The organism is Reinekea sp. G2M2-21 (assembly GCF_015687175.1).
Lineage (GTDB): Bacteria > Pseudomonadota > Gammaproteobacteria > Pseudomonadales > Natronospirillaceae > Reinekea.
This window is the reverse complement of record NZ_JADPQG010000005.1, coordinates 112,420-128,931: the sequence shown is the minus strand read 5'-3', so window position 1 is coordinate 128,931 and position 16,512 is coordinate 112,420. Positions and strand designations below refer to the sequence as shown.

Annotated in this window: 14 protein-coding genes; 4 read left to right on the top strand and 10 right to left on the bottom strand. The window is 48.5% G+C overall.

Annotated features, from left to right (window positions below):
• Positions 1 to 199 precede the first annotated feature (199 nt).
• From IYN85_RS26485 to IYN85_RS17795, 6 genes are all read right to left on the bottom strand, one after another.
• Positions 200 to 2,746 carry a P-loop NTPase fold protein gene (locus IYN85_RS26485; protein ID WP_196160287.1) on the bottom strand — a complete coding sequence of 849 codons (2,547 nt, stop codon included), beginning with the start codon at positions 2,744 to 2,746 and terminating at the stop codon, positions 200 to 202.
• Between the two features lie 248 nt (positions 2,747 to 2,994).
• On the bottom strand, positions 2,995 to 3,708 hold the full coding sequence (gene phoU, locus IYN85_RS17815; protein WP_196160286.1) for a phosphate signaling complex protein PhoU: 714 nt from the start codon (positions 3,706 to 3,708) through the stop codon (positions 2,995 to 2,997).
• A gap of 11 nt (positions 3,709 to 3,719) precedes the next feature.
• Positions 3,720 to 4,532: a phosphate ABC transporter ATP-binding protein PstB gene (gene pstB, locus IYN85_RS17810; protein WP_196160526.1), complete on the bottom strand. Its 813-nt coding sequence runs from the start codon at positions 4,530 to 4,532 to the stop codon at positions 3,720 to 3,722.
• A 70-nt stretch (positions 4,533 to 4,602) separates the two neighbouring features.
• Positions 4,603 to 5,916: a phosphate ABC transporter permease PstA gene (pstA, locus tag IYN85_RS17805; protein ID WP_196160285.1), complete on the bottom strand. Its 1,314-nt coding sequence runs from the start codon at positions 5,914 to 5,916 to the stop codon at positions 4,603 to 4,605.
• On the bottom strand, positions 5,909 to 7,297 hold the full coding sequence (gene pstC / locus IYN85_RS17800; RefSeq protein WP_196160284.1) for a phosphate ABC transporter permease subunit PstC: 1,389 nt from the start codon (positions 7,295 to 7,297) through the stop codon (positions 5,909 to 5,911). The genes pstA and pstC overlap by 8 nt, the downstream gene beginning before the upstream one ends.
• Before the next feature lie 105 nt (positions 7,298 to 7,402).
• On the bottom strand, positions 7,403 to 8,437 hold the full coding sequence (locus tag IYN85_RS17795) for a substrate-binding domain-containing protein (protein WP_370592226.1): 1,035 nt from the start codon (positions 8,435 to 8,437) through the stop codon (positions 7,403 to 7,405).
• Between the two features lie 231 nt (positions 8,438 to 8,668).
• Between IYN85_RS17795 and IYN85_RS17790 the strand changes: the two genes are divergently transcribed.
• The 4 genes from IYN85_RS17790 to IYN85_RS17775 all read left to right on the top strand — a co-directional run bounded on the left by IYN85_RS17790 (position 8,669) and on the right by IYN85_RS17775 (position 13,462).
• Positions 8,669 to 9,088, top strand: a complete 420-nt coding sequence (locus IYN85_RS17790; protein WP_196160282.1) for an acyl-CoA thioesterase — start codon at positions 8,669 to 8,671, stop codon at positions 9,086 to 9,088.
• Between the two features lie 150 nt (positions 9,089 to 9,238).
• A complete protein-coding gene (locus tag IYN85_RS17785) occupies positions 9,239 to 11,335 on the top strand; it encodes an alpha-amylase (protein ID WP_196160281.1) in 2,097 nt (698 codons plus the stop codon).
• 139 nt (positions 11,336 to 11,474) lie between these two features.
• Positions 11,475 to 12,152, top strand: a complete 678-nt coding sequence (locus IYN85_RS17780; protein WP_196160280.1) for a TIGR00153 family protein — start codon at positions 11,475 to 11,477, stop codon at positions 12,150 to 12,152.
• A 44-nt stretch (positions 12,153 to 12,196) separates the two neighbouring features.
• Positions 12,197 to 13,462 carry an inorganic phosphate transporter gene (locus tag IYN85_RS17775; protein ID WP_196160279.1) on the top strand — a complete coding sequence of 422 codons (1,266 nt, stop codon included), beginning with the start codon at positions 12,197 to 12,199 and terminating at the stop codon, positions 13,460 to 13,462.
• Between the two features lie 81 nt (positions 13,463 to 13,543).
• On the opposite strand, the gene IYN85_RS17770 is transcribed toward IYN85_RS17775, so the two are convergent.
• From IYN85_RS17770 to rpsD, 4 genes are all read right to left on the bottom strand, one after another.
• Positions 13,544 to 14,374: a phosphotransferase enzyme family protein gene (locus tag IYN85_RS17770; RefSeq protein ID WP_196160278.1), complete on the bottom strand. Its 831-nt coding sequence runs from the start codon at positions 14,372 to 14,374 to the stop codon at positions 13,544 to 13,546.
• Positions 14,375 to 14,439: 65 nt separating this feature from the next.
• A complete protein-coding gene (gene rplQ / locus IYN85_RS17765) occupies positions 14,440 to 14,823 on the bottom strand; it encodes a 50S ribosomal protein L17 (RefSeq protein WP_196160277.1) in 384 nt (127 codons plus the stop codon).
• A 30-nt stretch (positions 14,824 to 14,853) separates the two neighbouring features.
• Entirely contained in the window at positions 14,854 to 15,855 is a 1,002-nt protein-coding gene (rpoA, locus tag IYN85_RS17760; RefSeq protein WP_196160276.1) for a DNA-directed RNA polymerase subunit alpha, read from the bottom strand.
• A gap of 23 nt (positions 15,856 to 15,878) precedes the next feature.
• On the bottom strand, positions 15,879 to 16,499 hold the full coding sequence (gene rpsD / locus IYN85_RS17755) for a 30S ribosomal protein S4 (protein WP_196160275.1): 621 nt from the start codon (positions 16,497 to 16,499) through the stop codon (positions 15,879 to 15,881).
• Positions 16,500 to 16,512 lie beyond the last annotated feature (13 nt).

The window sequence follows — 16,512 nt, the reverse complement described above, 5'->3', positions numbered from 1 at the left end:
CTCGGTTCACCCTGGGTATTGCCCCGGTTCACCCTGGGTATCGTCCCGGTTCACCCTGGGTATCGTCCCGGTTCACCCTGGGTACTGTCTCGGTTTACCCTGGGTACTGTCACTGTTTGCATTGAGTAGACCTAGCTTCACAGCATTCAGATCTCAAAACGCATTGTCTTATTCCAAGCCGTTATTTCAAACTAAACACTCATTCGGAAATGCCACTAAATATTTTGCTTAATTCTTCCTTGTTCAGACCCTGGACTTGGGTATTTTTGCCATCCTGGTCTTCGGTTATTCCCAGAATGACACGTTTCACATCATTTCTATCAAGCATTAACTTAATTTCGCTAGGTAAACTCTCAAATGGGGTCTCTCCAACCATTTTTTCGTTTCCTGCATAATAATCGCTAATGCAGTTTAGTGAACTTAAGTCACTTTCAATAAATTCTGCTACACGAGGAAATCTAATATTAAGAATCACCCATAATGCAATTTGATCAAGTAAAGACGGGGTTAATGTCACTTGCCCCCCAACCCGATACAAATTTATGTATATCCCATAGGCATTAATAAGTAGTTTGATGTTTCTGGGGTTAGTGTCCATTAAACAAGCGAACCGGGTTAGCCGGTGCTTTCTCGCAAGCTTGAATGTTTTCGACCCTGAGACCTCTGTAGAAACTTCTGCTATTTTTTCAGCAGAATATCCCCTGTCTCTCAACTTACTACCAACTGCCGCCAGTTCATCCTCATTAACGGCTTCTTCTAGGTAAGCCTTAATTTCCCCATGCGTATTTTCAGAACCACTATCTGAAATAGACTTTTGGTCGCCTAGCAGTGTATCAATATAGCTAGACTTTAAGTCAGAACTGATACGCGGCAAGCAAATTGATAGTTGAAATATTTTTTCCAAAAAAAGAAAACCTTTTGAATATACAGTTCTTTCTGGACTTAAGATTTTCTCTTCATAAATATTATCAAAGCATGTTGATATCCAACCTCTATCTGCGGCGACAATATAGAAAACACGACGATTACTTAGCAAAGTATGTAAACTCTCTAGCAAGCTTACAACGTAGTCTGATTTACATCGATCGAGGTCGTCAATAAAAACTAGAACTGGACGTTTAGAGTGGCTATTCAGAACTTTATTGAAATGTTCTACCACGTGTATATGAGGATCCCGGTGTAGTGTCTGAAATAACTTTGCAACCCCACTCCCTCCATATAAAAATACTTGTAATGCAACTACAAGCGAACCCATAACAGCTATCCCGCCTGCAATAAGCGATATGAACTTCCCAAGATTTTCTACGTTCCATTGTCCAAAATCCATAGAAACCAGAATCCATAATGCCAGTAGCGGTATAAGAATCCAAAGGCCATATCCAATCTGAAACCTCCAAAACCACTCCATAACTCTCAGCATTATCCTAGATAAACAGTTCTGGACTTGGCTATTTAGCTGAAAGGAAAGCTGGCTAAGTATGGACCACCATACAGGCCTTATGTGCTGGCATCTCCATGCATTAAAATCAACAGTCATCCACTGGTGTACATTTCCATCCAACATTAAAGGTTTACTTTTCAGTTCAGTCTTAACCATGTTAACGAATGTTGTTTTTCCAGACCCCCAAGCGCCATAAATGTTAAATATTGTGCTTTTATTTGATGGTTTACTTTCTTCTAAGTTTCGAAGCATTAGGTCATTTATTTCTCCTGCCAAATACTTCGAGAATGCTTTTCTATTCAACAGATCATTTACAGCTTCAGCATCACTGTCGAGCAAGGTGTTGGTTTGCCAAAAAAATTCCTCGTCATTTTCACTGCTGTCATTGGAAAGAAGATCTATCTCTGCATCTTCATCTAATCCACTCGAATCACTGCTACTTAACCAAGCTTCATAAGATATTTCATAAAAGGGCTTATTAGGGAACTTCCCACTAACACTTTTTAAAATTTCTTCATAATCATGAAAGTTTAATACCGCATGACTTAACCCTAGATTTGTTAAAAATGGTCTAGTCTGAAGGTTAATAGGTAAATATTTAGATGGATTAGCACAGAACATTCCGCCAGTAATTTTGGCTACAGCAACCAGCTTATAGTCCAAGATCTTTTTGAAAAGACCGCCATCTACTTTGCCCACAATAGTTTGCTTAAATAATTCCCATAACATAGGAATTTGATCTTCGGGTCGTTCGTAAGAGTAAGGAAAAAACCATGCCTGCTGTGCATGTACAGAGGGTACTCCGCTAAAACTATCTGGAACTTTATTCGTTAAATCTAATACGGATTTCAGCCGACTTAGAATTTCGATTTTTCGAATATCGCCATACTTTAATATCAGAGCCCAAGCGGAAAAAGGGTCGATTTCTCTAAGCCTAAACTTCTCTCGGTCTTTATCTGTGTCTTCAAAGCCTTTTTCTACGCCTGCTTTATTCAGAATATCAATTAGCTCTGTTTGTCGTTCCTCGAACATCAGGAATGCATTGGATAGTTCTTCAAAGAAAGGAACCCACAAGAAGTCACTATTCATCTCGCCTTCAATCATATTTAACGTTCGCATAAGCCAAGAAAAATTTAAGTCTTTTTCGCCAACAACCTTCATGGTTGAGCAGGGCTTGTTACAAATGCAAATTTTGAACAAAAGAAAAACAAGATGTATTTCTTTTTTAAAATCTACCAGAACAACTAACGAAAATGGACTATTCGCTTTTAGGCCACTTTTGCAGGTTGTCGGCGCATCTTGCACAAACGTTGTTCAATCTACGCGGCTAGAACACCCCTGTCAATTTGATTCGCAAGACAAACTTGACCCGCATCAGCCTCGCCTAGCCTTTCTGCAACGTCGGCTCCGGGCTCTATTAGATACTCCCAGACCGCTTACCAACTCCCTCAACTTTCACCCAGCCATAAAAAAACCGCCGCAGAACGGGCGAGCGTTCAGGTCGGCGGTTCTGTATCTGCTGTAGTAGAAGATGACGCAGTAATAAGCTGAGCTTATTTGCGAAGCTGTTCAGCCACTTTTTCTAATTTCTTGTGACGAACGTCTTTGCCTTTTACCAGGTAAATAACGGATTCGGCGATGTTACGAGCGTGGTCGCCAATTCGTTCCAGCGAACGCAGTGCCCACATAACCGATAACGCGCGGGAAATGGTGCGCGGGTCTTCCATCATTTTAGTCACCAGCGTTCGGATGGCGTCTCCGTATTCCAGGTCGACGGCTTTGTCTTGGTGCATAACGGCCAGTGCGGCGTCGGCATCCAGACGGGCGAACGAGTCCAGCGAGCCTTGAACCATCTGGCGGACTTTTTCACCAATGTGGCGCAGTTCCACGAAACCTTGCGGGCCAGAACCCGATTCCGCCAATTCTAACGACTGCTTGGCGATTTTGGCGGCTTCGTCGCCAATGCGCTCTAAGTCGTTCACGGTTTTGGTGACCGAAATAATAAACCGCAGGTCTGAAGCCGCGGGGTTACGCTTGGCCAGAATCTGTGTGGTTTCTTTGTCGATCATCAATTCCATTTTGTTGACGTTCTTGTCCATCTTAATGGCTTTTTCCGCCAGGTCGGTGTCGACATCAATCAGTGACTTAAACGCCACTTCAATCTGTTCTTCTACCAGGCCGCCCATTTCCATTAAGTGCTTGCGGGCACCTTCCAGTTCGGCGTTGAATTGGGCGGAGGTATGTTTATCAAAGGTCATTTTTTCCATGTGATCTCTCCTTAACCGAAGCGGCCGGTAATGTAGTCTTCTGTTAATTTATGGTCGGGTGCGGTGAAAATTTTATCAGTAGAACCCACTTCAATTAAGCGACCCAAGTGGAAGTATGCGGTACGGGTCGACACACGGGCGGCCTGTTGCATGCTGTGGGTAACAATAGCAATGGTGTAGTTCTCGGACAATTCCGCAATCAACTCTTCAATACGCGCGGTGGCAATTGGGTCCAGTGCGGAGCACGGTTCATCCATTAAGATAACCTCGGGCGACACGGCAATGGTACGGGCAATACACAAACGCTGTTGCTGACCACCGGAGAGGCCGGTCGCGGGTTGATCCAACCGGTCTTTCACTTCGTCCCAAATACTGGCTTTGCGCAGAGCGGTTTCAACCACTTCGTCGAGTTCCGCGCGACGCGACACCAGGCCATGAATACGCGGGCCGTAGGCGACGTTGTCGTAAATACTTTTTGGGAATGGGTTTGGCTTTTGGAATACCATGCCGACGCGAGCGCGCAGGCTGACCACGTCCATATTTTTGTCGTAGATGTTTTCGCCATCCAACAGAATTTCACCTTTGATTTTGCAGATATCAATGGTGTCGTTCATGCGGTTCAGTGTGCGCAGGAACGTGGACTTACCACAACCGGATGGGCCGATCATCGCCAGAACTTCGTTTTTGCCAATGTCCAGATCCACACCGAAGATGGCTTGTTTGTCACCATAAAAAACATCGGTGTTGCGGGTAGACATACGCGCTTCACCTTCGAGCATGGCGTTACCGACGGTTTCTGTCCAACCAGCGAAGGTGCTTTCCATGGTGTCTTTAACGGATGTATTCACTTGCGATTACCTCTTTAAAAATCGTTTTGCCGTTCTTAGCGTGTGTTTACCAGCGTTGCTCGAATTTGCGACGCAGGAAAACGGCGAATAAATTCATAATGGCCAGGAACCCAAGCAAGACCATAATGGCACCGGATGTTTTCGCGACAAAGGCGCGCTCCGGCAGGTCGGACCACAAAAATATCTGCACCGGTAATACGGTGGACGGGTCCAACGGTGTACCGGGTACGTCGGCAATAAAGGCGACCATACCAATCATCAACAACGGGGCGGTTTCACCCAGTGCTTGTGCCATACCAATAATAGTACCGGTGAGCATGCCAGGCATGGCCAGCGGCAGTACATGGTGCAAGACCATCTGCACACGCGAGGCACCTAAACCCAACGCGGCTTCGCGGATGGACGGCGGCACGGCTTTAATAGCCGAACGCGACGAAATAATAATGGTCGGTAACGTCATCAGCGTCAGTACCAGCCCCCCCACCACCGGCGCCGAACGCGGCAAGTGGAACACGTTGATAAACACCGCCAAACCCAACAGACCGAAGACGATAGACGGTACCGCAGCGAGGTTGTTGATGTTCACTTCAATAATTTCGGTGAATCGGTTCTTCGGTGCAAATTCTTCCAGGTAAATGGCCGCCGATACGCCAATCGGGAACGACAGTACCAAGGTGACCAACAGGGTAAAGAACGAACCGATCATGGCACCGCGAATACCCGCTTGTTCGGGCTCGCGCGAATCGCCATTGGTAAAGAAGGTGGTGTTGAAAGCTGTCTTCAGTTCGCCGGATTCAATTAACGAGTCGACAAGGCTGATTTGGAAATCATTCAACCGACGCTCGCTTTCTGGTGCGTCACGGTCGATCTGTTTTTTCATCAGGGCGTCGATTTCATCGTCGGCCATCAGCCAGATCTCTTCCGTGGTGCCCAACAGTTCCGGGTGAGCTTCCAGACGATCTTTCAGGTCGTATTCCGCCACGCTGGATACCAGCGAATTCAGCTGGCGGCGTGCCGAGCGACCGCTGACGTCCGGGAACCGTTCTGCCAGTGCGTTTTTCACCAACGCGCCCCAGTTGGCAAAGGCCAATTGCGATTCGTCGTTCATGTCGGCAACGCCCAGCAGTTCTTGATCGTACGTGACAGTCAGACGAATTTCGGTTGCGTAAAAGGTGCTGAAACCGGCGGTAAAAATAGTGCCCAGTAACATGGCCAGAAACGACAGGCCGATCACAATCGACACAATACCGTACGCCTGAAAGCGTTTTTCTTTGGCGTAACGCTTGCCCAGTTTTGCGGCCATGCGTTCTTGCTTCACCATTGCCATGCGCTCGATGGCATTCAGATTTTGATCAGTCATATTGCTCTCGGAACCTCTTAACAACCGCCAATGCAACAATGTTTAACAACAGCGTTGTGAAAAATAACATCAGTCCTAATGCGAAGGCAGACAGCGTTTTCGCACTGTCAAACTCTTGGTCACCCACCAGCAAGGTCGCAATCTGTACGGTGACGGTGGTCACGGCCTCCAATGGGTTGGCGGTGAGGTTGGCGGCCAAACCGGCGGCCATCACCACAATCATGGTTTCACCAATAGCGCGTGACGCGGCCAACAAAACACCACCCACAATACCGGGCAATGCCGCGGGAAAGACGACCTGCTTGATGGTTTCACTGCGGGTCGCGCCCAAACCGTAGGAGCCATCGCGCAGCGAATTGGGCACGGCGTTAATCACGTCGTCGGCCAGGGAAGACACGAATGGGATAATCATGATGCCCATCACCAGGCCAGCGGCCAAAGCAGATTCAGACGAGACGCCGTTAACGCCAACGTCTTCAAAAAAAGTTTTTAATTGCGGCGCCATGGTTAAGGCGGCGAAGAAGCCGTAAACAACGGTAGGAATACCTGCAAGTACTTCCAGTAAGGGTTTAATAATGTTGCGCACACGGCGGCTGGCGTATTCCACCAGATACACAGCGGTCATCAAACCAATCGGTACGGCGATGATCAACGCGATACTGGCGATCATCAGCGTGCCCACGAACAATGGCACTGCGCCAAAGGCACCAGAAGAACCCGCTACTTCGGCGTTTATCGCGACTTGCGGGCTCCATTTAGTGCCAAACATAAATTCGGTGATCGGTACTTCACGGAAGAAGCGTACCGATTCAAATAAAACAGAAAACAGAATGCCGACCGTAGTGAATATGGCGATCATGGAGCTGAGCATCAACAGGGTACGCAACACCACTTCAAATTGGTTACGGGCTTTCTGGGTAGGACGAATTAAAGACCAGCCAATGCCACCGCCTAATACAGACAGCGCTATCACCATAACGGCTTTGCCGATTTTACTCTGCTGCTCCAAGGTGGTGATGTGCGCCATTGCGTCGAGCAAGGCCGGGTCTGACGGTGCTGAAATCGCGCCGGAGCGAAGGTTGTACACTTCCGACCAAAATAGATTAACCTGCGGACCGGTCAACGTTTTCAAATGATCCGGCAGGCCGGAAAAAACAATGCCCTGCATCACGGTGGTTTCAAACGCAACCCACAAACTGAGAATCACCAACCCAGGCACACCAGCCCACACTGCTGCCATAAGACCATAATAATTTGGTAACGAATGCAGGTGCCTAATCCCGCCGACTGACTGGGCGACGACTTCCGATCGTTTGCGGCCAAAAAAATAGCTGACTGCAACAATCAGAACGAGCAGTAAAAACAGGGACGATGACGTCATGCTGGTTCCTCTTAACAACAATCGCCGCGAAATTCGTGCGGCGTATAAACCAAAAAAAGAGCCAGATTAAAAACCTGGCCCCTGGTCATGCTAGCAGAGCTAGCCTTACATTTTCATAACTTTCTGAGCATTCACAGAAGCGCGCATGGCTTTCAGTTCGTCACCACTCAATGGGATCAGACCTTTCTCAGCCAGGTAACCGTCTTCGCTCTGCGCGGCATCGCTCAAGAAGGTGTTCACGAAGTCCAGAATACCTGGGATCACGCCAATGTGTTGCTTCTTAACAAAGAAGTGCAACGGGCGTGATACTGGGTAAGAACCGTCTGCGATGTTCTCGAATGTGATGTCAACACCGGCGAAAGAAGCACCTTGCAGCTTGTCGCTGTTCTGATCCAGGAATGAGTAACCGAATATACCGAACGCGCTGGAATCTGCTTCTAACTTTTGAACGATCAGGTTATCGTTTTCACCCGCTTCAACGAACGCGCCATCTTCACGCATAGAGTCGCAAATTTCGCCGTACTTGGCTTTGTCTGTTTTCTTCAGGTCTTTGATCCAATCGAACTTGGCACAGCCTTTCTGCATAACCAGTTCAACAAACGCTGCACGCGTACCCGATGTTGGCGGTGGGCCAAGAACACGGATTTTCACAGCAGGCAGCTTAGCATTGATCTGATTCCAGGTTTCGTATGGGTTAGCAATCAGCTCGCCTTCTTTCTCGCCAGGAACGTGAGCCGCCAGAGCCAAGAACAGTTCTTTTTGAGTCACATCGATTTTCTGGCCGGCTTTGCTGTTTGCAAACGCGATGCCGTCATAACCGATTTTCACTTCGATGATGTCGATGCCTTTTTCAGCACAGTCGTCGTACTGAGATTGTTTGATGTAGCTTGAAGAGTTGGTAATGTCTGGAGTGTTTTCACCAACACCTTCACAGAACAGTTTCAAACCACCGCCAGAACCGGTTGATTCGATGGTTGGTGTTGGGTTACCAGATGCGCGGCCGAAACGCTCAGCAACAACAGTAGCAAACGGGTAAACCGTGGATGAACCCACAATGTTAATTTGATCTCGAGCTTGTGCCGGTACTGCAGCGATAGCAGCAGCAGTCGCAAAAATGGCAGCAAATACAGTCTTCTTCACAGGAATTCCTCCAATTTTTTTATAGGTCTGAGCCTTAACTCGGAACGCATCGTAGACCGTTAATGTGACAATCGTATGAATTAAACATGACAGAATTATTACAACCGTCATATTTCTTTAAATATTGGACATTAAGCGGAAGAAGGGGGTTCTAAGCATGGGCAAGGGCAGGCTTGATCGTTATAATGCGCAAAAAAACAACAACCAGCTCACATAATAAGACTAGACGCCATGAAAAAATTAGATGAATCAAACCCGGAACCCCGTGGTTCCCTGCAATTACGCGTATTGGCCAAACCAGCCGACGCTAACCCAATCGGCGATATCTCCGGTGGTTGGCTGGTCACTCAGATGGACTCGGCAGCCAGTATTGTCGCCAACAAGGTTGCAAAAGGTCGTACTGCGACGATGGCCATCGGCGATATGAGTTTTATTCGCCCGATCAAGGTCGGTTCTGTTGTTTGTTGCTATACCCACGTCATCGCTATGGGCCGATCTTCCGTTCGAATCATGGTCGAAGTGTGGAGCCGTATGCCGGAAGATGAAGAACGGCAAAAGGTCACCGAAGCTGAGTTCGTCTACGTGGCTATTGATGAAAACCGCCGTATTCGTTCGATGGAACCCAAAGCCAAGCTGGTTGCCTCCAACTGACCCACTTGTTTTGCCCCTAGCCTATCCAAGTTCAGGGGTGATAGTCTTTCGGCAGCAACAAACTTTGTTCCAACCCACACCGAACCAACCTGCCCGGTTGGTTCAAAAGTCGCTACCCTGCAACGCATAATCTGAATCAGAGATAAAACTATGCGCCGATTTTCATCTTTAGCGACTCTTGTTGCGCTGTCGTGGTTTGGCACGGTGTTCGCCGCGCCTACGTTGGTTGTCAGCGACGTCAACGACGACGGCAGCGACGCCAATATCCGTAATCTTCCGTTTGACTCATCCAGCCTAACTGTGGACGCAGCATTAGCCAAAGGTAGTTACCGCTTTTACATCAATTCCGGCGAACAGTGCCCGTTCCCGTTGGGTGCCGAGCCCGACCAATCGGTTCGCTTCAACAAAGCTTTACCACTGGCCGCCTGTGCAGATCAACCGTTCGAACTGAAGGTTCGCGTAGCCGGCGATATTCGTTTCACGCTGAATGCGGACCAGGATGAAATCACCTTAAAACTGTTGCCCAAGCAAACCCAAGCTCAGACCTTTTCACGCCCCCTGCCCGCCACCCAATGTCAGGTTTGGAACGGTGAGCCGGTCACGGTGGATGTGAGTTCGGTGTTTAACAATGGTGAAACAGTCCGAGATTACTATTCTGGCCACCTGGCGCTGGTCGAACAAGGAAAGGTAACGTTGCAACCGGCTCCTGAAAGTAATGGCTTACTGTTGCTGGAAGCAGCTAATCATCAGCCCTCTGACTTCAGTTGGGATAACCTGACGGTCTATTTCATCATGACCGACCGGTTTTATAACGGTGACCCGAGCAATGACCACGCCTTTGGTCGGCGAAAGGATAGCAAAGACGAAATCGGCACCTTCCACGGGGGCGATATCAAAGGCATTACCGCCAAGTTGGATTACATAAAAGAGCTGGGCGCGAACGCGATCTGGATGACACCCTTAGTGGAACAGGTGCATGGTTTTGTCGGCGGCGGCAGCAAAGGGGAGTTTCCGTTTTACAGCTACCACGGTTATTGGGCACTGGACTACACCAAGCTGGATCCAAATTTTGGTACCGATGAAGACCTGCGCGAACTGGTACGTGAAGCGCACAAACGCGGCATTCGCCTGGTCTGGGATACCGTCATCAACCACGCGGGCTACGCCACCGGACAAGACCTGGTCGACTATAACGTCGACGTGTTCAAGTCGGATCGGCTCATCGATAACAGTTGGCAGCCAGCTGCCGGTGAAAACTGGCACAGCTTCCACGATGCTATTGATTACAACAGCCAAAACTGGAACCGCGATTGGTGGAGCGCGGACTGGATTCGCGGGACTTTCCCCAGTTATACGCAGCCTGGCGCTGACGACATCACCATGGCGCTGGCAGGCTTGCCGGATTACAAAACAGAATCAACGGTCAAAGTCGGTTTGCCGCCCATTTTGAAAGCTAAAGCAGATACGAATGCCCAAGATACGGAACAAGCAGTCGTACAGCACTTGATAGACTGGCAAACCCGCTGGATCCGGGATTTTGGTATTGATGGCTTCCGCAGTGATACCGCCAAACATGTTGAACTGGAACATTGGGACACCCTGAAAACAGCGGCAACAGAAGCGCTGGCCGAATGGAAAGCAAAGAACCCGAATCCCGCCTTAGATGACGAACCGTTTTGGATGGTGGGTGAAGTGTTCGATCACCCATTGTTTAAAGACTATTACTACGACTACGGTTTCGACAGCCTGATCAACTTTGAATTTCAGGACAAAGCGCATGAACTGGGGCTGTGCATGAGCGACATGGAGGAAACCTTCGCTTCTTATGCTGCAGACATTAACAGTGACAACGAATTTAACGGCCTGACGTACATATCCAGCCATGATACAACTCTGTTTTACGCCAAATACCAGAACCTGACGTTGCAAAAGCGCATCGCGGCGCCTTTCTTGCTGCTACCCGGTGGCGTACAGATTTACTACGGCGATGAAACCGGCCGTGACCTCGGCCCATACGGCGACGATTTCCATCAGGGCACCCGCTCCGACATGAACTGGAATGACATTAAACAAGACCGGGCGGATCTTTTACGGCATTGGCAGAAGATTGGCCAGTTCAGAGCGCGGCATAACGCGGTGGGCGCTGGTCAACACGCCAAAATGTCCGACTCGCCATATGCGTTCAGCCGTGTGTTGAACACAGATCGGGTGGTGGTGGTCTTCGCCGGAAATAAAGAAACGAAATAGCAAGCGAGAACGATATCGACGATTGATCTGGCTTAGATAGTCGGATCAATTGTCATATTTTTGTAATGCTAGAGTTTTAATACGCAGTGAGATCACTATAATGCGGCACACTTTAGCTTAAACCGATAAGGTACTGCTTATGTCCGTAAGTCCATTGTCACAGTTGTTTGGCCGTTCTCCGGTTAAACCAATGCAAGAGCACATCAGCAAGGCACACGCCTGCACCAAAGAGCTGATCCCCTTCTTCGAGGCCGCGATTGCCGGTGATTACGACAAAGCCGCAGAGGTTCGTAAAGAGATTACCCGGCTGGAATCCGAAGCCGATGCGCTGAAAAAAGACATCCGCGCACATCTCCCAAACAGCCTGTTCATGCCGGTCCCACGTTCAGATTTATTAGAACTGCTCAGCATGCAAGACCGAATAGCTAACCGAGCGAAAGACATCTCCGGCATTATGGTTGGCCGTGAAATGAAGATTCCCGCTGAAGTTCAGGAACTGATGATGAAGTACCTGAAAGCCGCAATCAGCACCTCTAAACGCGCTAAAGACGCGCTAGCAGAGCTGGACGAACTCTACGAAACAGGCTTTGGCAGCAAAGAAGTAGATTTCGTGGGTTCCCTGTTAAGCAAACTGGACGCTCAAGAACACAAGACTGACGAGTTCGAAATCAAAATGCGCCGCGCACTGCGTGACATTGAGCAGAACCACCCACCACTCGACATGATGTTTTTATACAAGGTGATCGAGCAGGTTGGTGATTTGGCCGATGTTTCTCAACGCGTAGGTTCTCGCCTGCAAATTCTGATCGCTCGTTAATTCAGGTCAGAAACTCAAACGAAGTTTTAAATGAGGATACTTTTATGTCTGTCATTGGCGAATATGGGCAGCTGTTAATCATTCTGGCCTGCCTGTTCGGCTTTCTAATGGCCTGGGGTGTTGGTGCGAATGACGTAGCCAATGCTATGGGTACGTCTGTCGGCTCCAAAGCGTTGACCATCAAACAGGCAATTTTCATTGCCATGATTTTCGAATTTGCCGGCGCCTATCTGGCCGGTGGTGAAGTGACAGGAACCATCCGTAAGGGCATTGTGGACCCAGCGGTGTTTTCGGACCAACCTGAATTGATGGTCTTCGGCATGATGTCCGCCCTACTGGCTGCGGGCATTTGGCTGGCGGTGGCATCCTGGAAAGGTTGGCCGGTTTCGACCACACACTCAATTGTGGGTGCTATTGTTGGTTTCGCTGCCGTTGGTATTGGCGTCGAAGCGGTTAAGTGGGCCAAAGTGACGTCTATCGTCATGAGCTGGGTTGTGTCTCCTGTTCTGTCCGGCATGCTGGCATTCTTCATTTTCCGCAGCGTTTATCGTTTTATCCTGAATACTGATGATCCGTTCGCCAACGCCAAACGCTACGTCCCGGTATACATGTTCCTGGTTGGCTTTATGATCGCCATGGTTACCATGCTGAAAGGCCTGAAACATGTTGGTTTGCACGTAACATTCCTACAGGCAACCGGATTGTCTTTCTTGATTGGTTTGGTTGTGATGGCTATTGGTGCGGCTATTCTGTCCCGGGTAAAAGTCGATGAAAAAGCCGACAAGAATTTCCGCTTCGCGTCGGTGGAGAAAGTATTTGCTATCCTAATGGTCTTCACTGCGTGCGCCATGGCCTTTGCTCATGGTTCCAACGACGTCGCCAACGCTATTGGGCCTTTGGCGGCTGTTGTCAGCACCATTCAGCATAACGGCGAAATTCTCGCGAAAAGCGCACTGCCAGGATGGATTCTGCTGTTGGGCGGGGCCGGTATCGTTGTAGGTCTGGCCACATTCGGCTACAAGGTAATGGGCACCATTGGTAAGAAGATCACTGAATTAACACCAAGCCGCGGTTTCGCTGCTGAACTGGCGGCCGCCACCACGGTAGTAATCGCCTCTGGTACCGGTTTACCCGTCTCTACGACACACACACTGGTTGGTGCGGTATTGGGTGTTGGTTTAGCCCGCGGTATCTCAGCACTTAATTTACGTGTTATTGGCAATATTGTGTCCAGCTGGATTATCACTTTACCGGCGGGTGCTATTTTATCGATTCTGTTCTTCTTCATGTTTAAAGGTATGTTTGCATAAGCAATCCTCTAAACACAAAAAGCCAGCATTGCGCTGGCTTTTTTTTTACTTTCTGCAGGCTCAATTTTGAACAGCGGATGGTTAGCCGAGGATAAACTCACGGTTTTTTACTGCAAATGGACTGTCCAGTTGGTTCCTCTGTGCGCACCAAGCCAACCCACCTAGGCCATGGTAGGCTCGGTATAGCTTCATCAGCGAAGGCCAATCTTCCACCTCGGGCAACGTACTGCCGTAGCCATCCAGCATCGGCTGCATAAGCTCCGGACGCAGCGTCCAGACTTCATCCCACAGCTTGAAAAAATCCATCGAAGGGTGCCCTCCGCGCATAGATTCCAGGTCGATAATACCGGTAATCTCCCTACCCTCTTGCAAGATATTTCCAGGTCGAAGATCAAAATGTACGGTTACGGCCTGAGTTGAATCCGGTATCTGGCGCAAATTGTCGTTGAACCGACGCAAGGCAAGCTTGGCGAGGTCCAGGTCTTCGCCATCCAGATAACCAGCGTACCTTTCCATATTTCCAAACAGCAGCTCATGCCAACTGCCAAAGCAGTCGAAATTATCCGCAGGCTTAGTATGCAAACTGGCCACTGCCTGACCTATTTGAGCCGCCTGGGAATCGTCCAGATCTTCGACTGACTGAATAACACGCCCAGGTCGCGCTTCAATTAAGATCCAACCCTGTTCGGTATCTACTTCAATCAAGTTCGGGGTTAAGTGATTATCACTGTGGATTGTAAGCCAATGCGCCTCTCGCACCGCTTTCGCAGACGTGAAGAGCTTTTTCATGACGTAGGGTTTCCCGCCGGACATAAAATGCAACACTGACGAAGAGAAGGATTCTGTCACCGGTAGCAACGTATCTACGTTCAATCCCAAATGTTGTTCTACTATTTCGACTAAGGCTTCCATGTTCAATTCCCTGCAAACGCAAAAAACCCGACACAAGGTCGGGTTCTTTAAAGCAAACCGTTCGATTAATCTTCTGAAGTTTCTTCAGTAACCGGACGATCAACTAACTCAACGATAGCCATTGGTGCACTGTCACCAGCGCGGAAACCGCACTTCAGTACACGCATGTAACCACCAGGACGACCCTGATAGCGAGGACCTAATTCGTTGAACAACTTACCAACAGACTCTTTAGAACGTGTGCGGTCAAAAGCCAATCGACGGTTAGCAACAGAATCTTCTTTTGCTAATGTAATCAATGGTTCTGCAACGCGACGCAATTCTTTTGCCTTTGGCAAGGTCGTTTTAATCACTTCGTGCTCGAACAAGCTGTTAGCCATGTTTTGCAACATTGCCTTTCGGTGAGCACTGGTGCGGTTAAAGTGACGACCACTTTTACGATGACGCATTTCTACATTCCTTACCAGCCAGACTAAAGGTTACGCGAGTACCTTATCGTCATTCTTTAAACTTGCAGGCGGCCATGCTTCCAGGACCATTCCCAGAGACAAACCTTTAGATGCCAACACATCTTTAATTTCAGTCAGAGACTTCTTACCTAAGTTAGGAGTCTTCAACAATTCAACTTCTGTACGCTGGATCAGATCACCAATGTAGTAGATGTTCTCTGCCTTCAGACAGTTCGCACTACGTACGGTCAATTCAAGATCATCAACAGGACGCAATAAGATTGGATCAATCTTATCTTCTTCCTTCTCTTGAACCGCTTCTGCTTGGTGGTCAAGGTCAACGAATGCCGCTACCTGCTGCTGCAGAATAGTGGCAGAGCGACGAATCGCTTCTTCTGGATCTATCGTACCGTTAGTTTCCAGTTCAATGACCAGTTTATCCAGGTCCGTACGCTGCTCTACACGCGCACTTTCGACGGCGTAGGCAACACGAACAACAGGGCTGAACGTTGCATCTAACTGCAAGCGACCAATTGGTTTACTCTCGTCTTCTTCGCTGCTGCGGGCTTCTGCCGGAACATAACCGCGGCCAACAGATACTTTCAATGTCATACTGACATTAGCATTGCTGCCCATGTGCGCAATTACGTGATCAGGATTCGCAACTTCGACACCGTGATCCAGCTGGATGTCACCGGCGGTTAACGTGCCTGCACCTGACTTTTTCAACGTCAATGTGCATTCTTCACGATCGTGAAGCTTAACAGCAACGTCTTTCAGGTTGAGCAGGATTTCCTGAACGTCTTCCTGAACGCCTTCGATTGTGCTGTATTCATGTAAAACACCGTCGATTTCAACTTCGGTGATCGCTGCGCCTGGCATAGACGACAGCAGAATACGACGTAACGCATTACCTAATGTATGACCAAACCCACGCTCTAATGGTTCGAGAGTGATTTTGGCACGGTTTGCATTTACTTCCTGCACATCGATATGACGTGGTGTCAAAAAGTCGGTAGCTGAACGCTGCATAGATGCCCCTATTTGCAGTGAGATTACTTAGAGTACAATTCCACAATCAAGTTTTCGTTGATGTCTTGCGACAGATCAGAACGCTCAGGTACAGAGTTAAACTTACCTTCCAGCTTCTTCGCATCAACTTCAACCCATGCAACAGGTGAGCGTGAACTCGCAACATCCAGAGCGTTCTTAATACGCAACTGATTAGCGGACTTTTCACGTACAGACACCACATCACCAGGCTTAACTTGGTATGACGGAATGTTTACCGTTTGGCCATTCACCAAAATTGCCTTGTGCGATACTAACTGACGCGATTCCGCGCGAGTTACACCAAAGCCCATTCGATAAACAACATTATCTAAACGCTGCTCTAACAGCTGTAACAAGTTCTCACCTGTTGCACCTTTGATTCGAGCTGCTTCTGTGTAGTAATTACGGAATTGCTTCTCAAGAACTCCATAAATACGACGTACTTTCTGCTTTTCGCGAAGCTGAACACCATAGTCGGACAACCGACCACGACGTGCACCGTGAACACCTGGTTGGGTTTCGAGCTTACACTTTGAATCAAGTGCCCGAACACCACTTTTCAGGAACAAATCTGTGCCTTCACGACGAGACAGCTTACACTTAGGACCAATATAACGTGCCATTAATCTCTGTCTC

Bases quoted from the DNA above. Each gene is read 5' to 3' on its own strand.
- phoU (WP_196160286.1), bottom strand. From the start codon at position 3,708: ATGGAAAAAATGACCTTTGATAAACATACCTCCGCCCAATTCAACGCC.
- pstB (WP_196160526.1), bottom strand. From the start codon at position 4,532: ATGGAAAGCACCTTCGCTGGTTGGACAGAAACCGTCGGTAACGCCATG.
- pstA (WP_196160285.1), bottom strand. From the start codon at position 5,916: ATGACTGATCAAAATCTGAATGCCATCGAGCGCATGGCAATGGTGAAG.
- pstC (WP_196160284.1), bottom strand. From the start codon at position 7,297: ATGACGTCATCGTCCCTGTTTTTACTGCTCGTTCTGATTGTTGCAGTC.
- IYN85_RS17790 (WP_196160282.1), top strand. From the start codon at position 8,669: ATGAAAAAATTAGATGAATCAAACCCGGAACCCCGTGGTTCCCTGCAA.
- IYN85_RS17785 (WP_196160281.1), top strand. From the start codon at position 9,239: ATGCGCCGATTTTCATCTTTAGCGACTCTTGTTGCGCTGTCGTGGTTT.
- IYN85_RS17780 (WP_196160280.1), top strand. From the start codon at position 11,475: ATGTCCGTAAGTCCATTGTCACAGTTGTTTGGCCGTTCTCCGGTTAAA.
- IYN85_RS17775 (WP_196160279.1), top strand. From the start codon at position 12,197: ATGTCTGTCATTGGCGAATATGGGCAGCTGTTAATCATTCTGGCCTGC.
- IYN85_RS17770 (WP_196160278.1), bottom strand. From the start codon at position 14,374: ATGGAAGCCTTAGTCGAAATAGTAGAACAACATTTGGGATTGAACGTA.
- rplQ (WP_196160277.1), bottom strand. From the start codon at position 14,823: ATGCGTCATCGTAAAAGTGGTCGTCACTTTAACCGCACCAGTGCTCAC.
- rpoA (WP_196160276.1), bottom strand. From the start codon at position 15,855: ATGCAGCGTTCAGCTACCGACTTTTTGACACCACGTCATATCGATGTG.
- rpsD (WP_196160275.1), bottom strand. From the start codon at position 16,499: ATGGCACGTTATATTGGTCCTAAGTGTAAGCTGTCTCGTCGTGAAGGC.